Origin of the sequence: Pyrinomonas sp., assembly GCF_040289685.1 — a bacterium.
Taxonomy (GTDB): domain Bacteria; phylum Acidobacteriota; class Blastocatellia; order Pyrinomonadales; family Pyrinomonadaceae; genus Pyrinomonas.
The window spans coordinates 1-4,355 of the sequence record NZ_PSLQ01000126.1 but is presented as its reverse complement, the minus strand read 5'-3'; the positions used below and the strand labels follow the sequence as shown (position 1 = coordinate 4,355).

Sequence of the window (4,355 nt, the reverse complement as noted above, 5' to 3'; positions counted from 1 at the left end):
CGTATGCTGGGACGGCGGCGTTGAATTACGAAGCGACCAACTGGCAGTATCGAGGAAACGTGTATGCGGATTATTACGGAGCTTACGATTGCGACACACAGCAGACGATTTGCTATCCGGTAGGGAATTACAATACGGGGCCGAACAACATACTGGAGACCATAAAGTTTACGGACGTGGCTGCAGGCAATTACCGGCTGCGCCCGGATAGCCCGTTCAAAGGGCGAGCAGCTAACAAACGCGATGTCGGTTGTAACTTCGATCTCTTGGAAGAGATCACTCGTGGAGTGGTTCAAAAGTAAGAAGGCCTTTTACAAACGGGCGCATATTTCTCGATACAGTTCCAAAACTTTTGCGCTGGGGGCTTCTTGGTACGTCCTGTCTGGTGACATCTTTGGATTCCTGCTCAAATCGCTTAAGACGAATTCTATCTGCTCCGCCAATCGTTTTGGCGTCAGCTCAGTTAGACTGGTGAGATGCACGCCGAGAGGTCGCATTCCGTTGTCTGTGGCGATCACCGGAACTCCCAAATGCAAAGCCTCCCTCACCGAAATCGAGTCACCATCGTACTGTGTCGTTCTTAAAAACACATCAGCCTCTGAGATGGTCTTCAACGTCGCTTCGTGAACGACATCCCCACAAAGGAGCACATGATCTGAGTATTCTTTGGTCGAGATGTGGTCACGCAAGCTCTGCTCAAGGCTCCCTGAACCGATGATTATCAGGCCTGCTTGTGGGAACTTCTTCAAAACCAGTTCGAGCGAATCTATCTGTAGATGAAGGTTGTATTCCGGTTCGAGTAGACCTACTGTTACAAGAATAGGCGAATGGCTATCCAAAAATCCTCGTATCTGACAGGGCAGCTCTGCATTGGAGACCGCCGCACATGGATCGAACGGTGAAATCAAGCGGACCTTCTCCTGAGGCACGCCGAACTTGATGAACATCTCTCTGATTTTTTCGTTGACGGCGATGATGCGATCAAGCCGACGAAAGACATAACCCTTTAAAGTCCAAGGGTTCGCTTTCTCGCCGGCTGGAGAAGAAGGGTACCCGCCAGAGTGGAAAGTGAGAACCGTTTTACAGGAGGGAAGCATGGTGCAATAAAAACAGAGCCCGACAAGGCGAGACGTCAAATTCCCCCCGATGTGAAGGTGGATTATGTCGTAATCAAGTTGCCAAAGTAGTCGCGCGACTTCCAAAGCGGAGGTCGGATGATACACTCCGGGCTCGCTGGCGTTTCTGTGCCTCGTGACATTGATAACCGAACAATCTATGCCTCTTTCCAGGAGAAAACGCCTAATGGAAAGGATGTTTACCTGAACGCCGCCGTAGGGAGGTGGATACGGTCCTATCTGTAAGACACGCATGGGCACTAGCAGGAAAGATCGATTCGGACGGGACGTAATTGTCGCGCCGATTCCAGCATCCTCACGCAACACAGGGTCGCTCGTGCGCCATCAATCACGGTCACTTCTGGCTCTCGCCCCTGTCTAATGGCATCGAAGAAAGAAGCCCATTGTTCATCGTAACCTTTGCGCGCCCATAGATTGAAGCTCTTGCGCTTGCTTCTTCCGCAAACGATTAAGCGTTTGAAGTCGTCCACGGTAACGCCGACGCCCTGAGCGAAAGCTTCCACCCTTTCGCCGCCGGAAGTTTTGCTGCCCACTGTGCAATAGGTCAAACTGCCGATGGACCCATCGGCAAAGCGGAAGCTGGCGACCATGTTGTTCTCGCCGATCGGATCTTGCGTCCCTGTCGGCAAGCAGTAGGCCGAGACTTCTATCGGCTCAGATTCCAACAACCAATAGATCAAATCGGCGAAGTGGCAAGCCTCGCCCAAAATCGCGCCGCCGATTGCTGGATCGGCCATCCAATAGGAGCCGGAGATGCCCGGCGAATTCATCCGACAGTTGATGACGGCGGGACTCGTTCGCCCTGCCAGTTGTTTCTTCATCTCGACGTACAGTGGGGCAAAGCGACGATTGAATCCGACGGTCAGGTGCAATCCGGTGTTGCGAACGGCCTCGCAGAGTTCACGGCACTCCTCTTCGGTCAAAGCCATAGGCTTTTCGACAAATACATGCTTGCCAGCGCGCAGCGCGGCGAGCGTTTGCTGGTAGTGATACTGATTGCGACTGGTGATGACAACGACGTCGACCTCCGGATCCTGTAGGATCTCCTCGTAGTCGGAACAGCAATAATCTGCGCCAAATCGCAAAGCGTAGCTCTTTGCGCGCGCGCCGTTGGTTGAATAGATGGCGCGCAGCCGCACTCCGTTCACTTTCTTTATGCTCGGAAGATGCGCCCAACGGGCGATGTTGCCCGCGCCGATGAGCGCGACGCGAAATTCGGCTCGTTGAGCCGAAGATGTGCGCACCGCTACCTTACGCCGTGGAACGAAAGTCTCAGCGGGTTTCTCCTCTGAAGCCGCGGGATAGCGCAAAAGGACGGCCAAGCTGCCAGATTGCGGATCGAGGATGGTTTTATAAGCTTCGGGCGCTTCTTCCAGCGCAAAACGGTGCGTGATCAACGGCGCTAGATCAATGCGCCCGGCAGCGACCAATCGCAAGAACTCTTCCATGTTGCGGTTCTCAGTCCACCGCACGTAAGCGAAAGGATAGTCCTGCCCGCGCTTTTCGTAAGCCGGATCGTAGCTGCCCGGCCCATAGGCACGCGACATGAGGAGTTGTATCTCCTTGAGGTACATCTCCTCCCAAGGGAAGTTGATGGGTACTGCGCCGACTATGACGATGCGCCCCCGGTCGCGGCAAAGCTGCAAGGCCAGCCGACAAGGGGCTTCCGATTTGGAAGCTGCTGCGACGATGACGCAATCGGCCCCCTTGCCTTCGGTCAAAGAACTCGTCGCTTCAACGACGGAAGCGTCTCCTGATAGCGCGTGATCGGCACCGAGTCGGCGCGCTAGTTCGACGCGCTCGGGACGAAGATCTGTGGCGATGACGACGCCGCCTTGCAGGCGAACCAGTTGAGAAATGAGCTGCCCAACAAGTCCTAGACCGATCACGACGACGCGCGTCCCGAGACTGATATCAGCTGTTCTGACGGAATGTAGCGCAATGCTTCCCAACGTGGCGAAGCAAGCGTGCTCGAATGGAACCTCATCCGGAACACGAGCCACCAGATTGCGCCCTGTCAAGATGACTTCCCCATGCCCTGTTCCTTCGCCGCCGTAAGCGACTCGATCCCCGACGTTCAAATCCTGGACCGTTTCGTGTTTGCCCACGACGACGCCAGCGCCGGAATAGCCGAGCACAGCATACTCGCTGAATTTGGCGATGACCTCTGAGGCCGTTCGCACGGGACCATTGAGCTTGAGAGCATCCCATATTTTCCTTAGGTGTGAAGGGTTTTCGGCCACCTCTTTCAAGATGCCCTCTTGGTGTATGCTAGCTGTCTCCGTCCCGCTGCTGATAAGCGAGTAGATAGGCTTAATGAGGAGATGATGCGGGATGAGCGGCGCATCTGGAACCTCATCGACGATGATCTCTTTCAGCCCTTTGCGTATGACTTGTTTCATTTCAGTTCGAGCGCGGTGAAGCGAGACCGATGCTCGGGAAAGCTGATGTTACTCGAAGCAAGCGACGACATCAAAACACCGATGACTTCGACCAATGAGATGATAGTGCTAATATCCACAAGCTTCCTGAAAGAGGATTAACCATCAAGTGAGGTTTCTTCAGATGAAATCGGCAATGCTTCGTGTGAGACCGAATCACCTTCTAAATAAAGCACCATCAAGCAAAATTCTTCCTTGCACTTCTCATATTGGTTTAAACAGGTATTGACATTTTTAAATCGAGGCGCTATGCTCTCCACGAGCTGCCGGTTCTGCGGGTAGCTTTCCCGACCGTAAATCTTGCTCATTCCTCTTGCCCCGACAAGATAGACGGCGAGTCAGAGCGAAATCAACTTCAACGTCGAAGTTGATTCTCGAAAGATGACCGATCGCTACGTTTCAAGGGTGAATCATCTTTCGACACCAGCCGGTTGCGCGCTGTCATTGCCACCGTCTCTTAAGAGCTGAAGAGCGTTGGCACCACCGATAAAGGCACACCCTGCGCGAGCAGGGGCCGCAAAGCCTACGGGAGTCAGCACTTGCGGCTGACTTGGCCGGGTTGCCGAAGTGAGGTAAAGAGGAGATGACTCTATTCCAAGGCGCTTATTTTTATAGACAAATCTCTCCGTCGCAGACACCCTCGCAAAGAACAGATCAAAAGGGAGAAGAGGCGAAACTCGGAGCAGAAAAGAGGCTTCGCCGTGTAGCATCTGCTGCTCTGTGTGCTCTGTGGTTGATCGTTTGCGCGCTTTCATCTTCCGCCGCATACGCTGGGCAG

Annotated in this window: 4 protein-coding genes and 1 riboswitch; of the genes, 1 reads left to right on the top strand and 3 read right to left on the bottom strand. The window is 53.8% G+C overall.

What is annotated here, in order from left to right; translation table 11 throughout:
• The coding region (locus C4334_RS14750; RefSeq protein WP_352432847.1) for a hypothetical protein at positions 1-302 on the top strand (302 nt) is incomplete at its 5' end.
• 9 nt (positions 303-311) lie between these two features.
• Here the strand turns inward: C4334_RS14750 and C4334_RS14745 are convergent.
• From C4334_RS14745 to C4334_RS14735, 3 genes are all read right to left on the bottom strand, one after another.
• Positions 312-1,370 carry a glycosyltransferase family 4 protein gene (locus tag C4334_RS14745; RefSeq protein WP_352432846.1) on the bottom strand — a complete coding sequence of 353 codons (1,059 nt, stop codon included), beginning with the start codon at positions 1,368-1,370 and terminating at the stop codon, positions 312-314.
• A 5-nt stretch (positions 1,371-1,375) separates the two neighbouring features.
• Positions 1,376-3,538 (bottom strand): bi-domain-containing oxidoreductase, encoded by a 2,163-nt coding sequence (locus C4334_RS14740; RefSeq protein WP_352432845.1) that lies wholly within the window; start codon positions 3,536-3,538, stop codon positions 1,376-1,378.
• 137 nt (positions 3,539-3,675) lie between these two features.
• Positions 3,676-3,885 (bottom strand): hypothetical protein, encoded by a 210-nt coding sequence (locus C4334_RS14735; protein ID WP_352432844.1) that lies wholly within the window; start codon positions 3,883-3,885, stop codon positions 3,676-3,678.
• Between the two features lie 173 nt (positions 3,886-4,058).
• Positions 4,059-4,144: riboswitch (cyclic di-GMP riboswitch) on the top strand.
• The last annotated feature ends 211 nt before the right edge of the window (positions 4,145-4,355 follow it).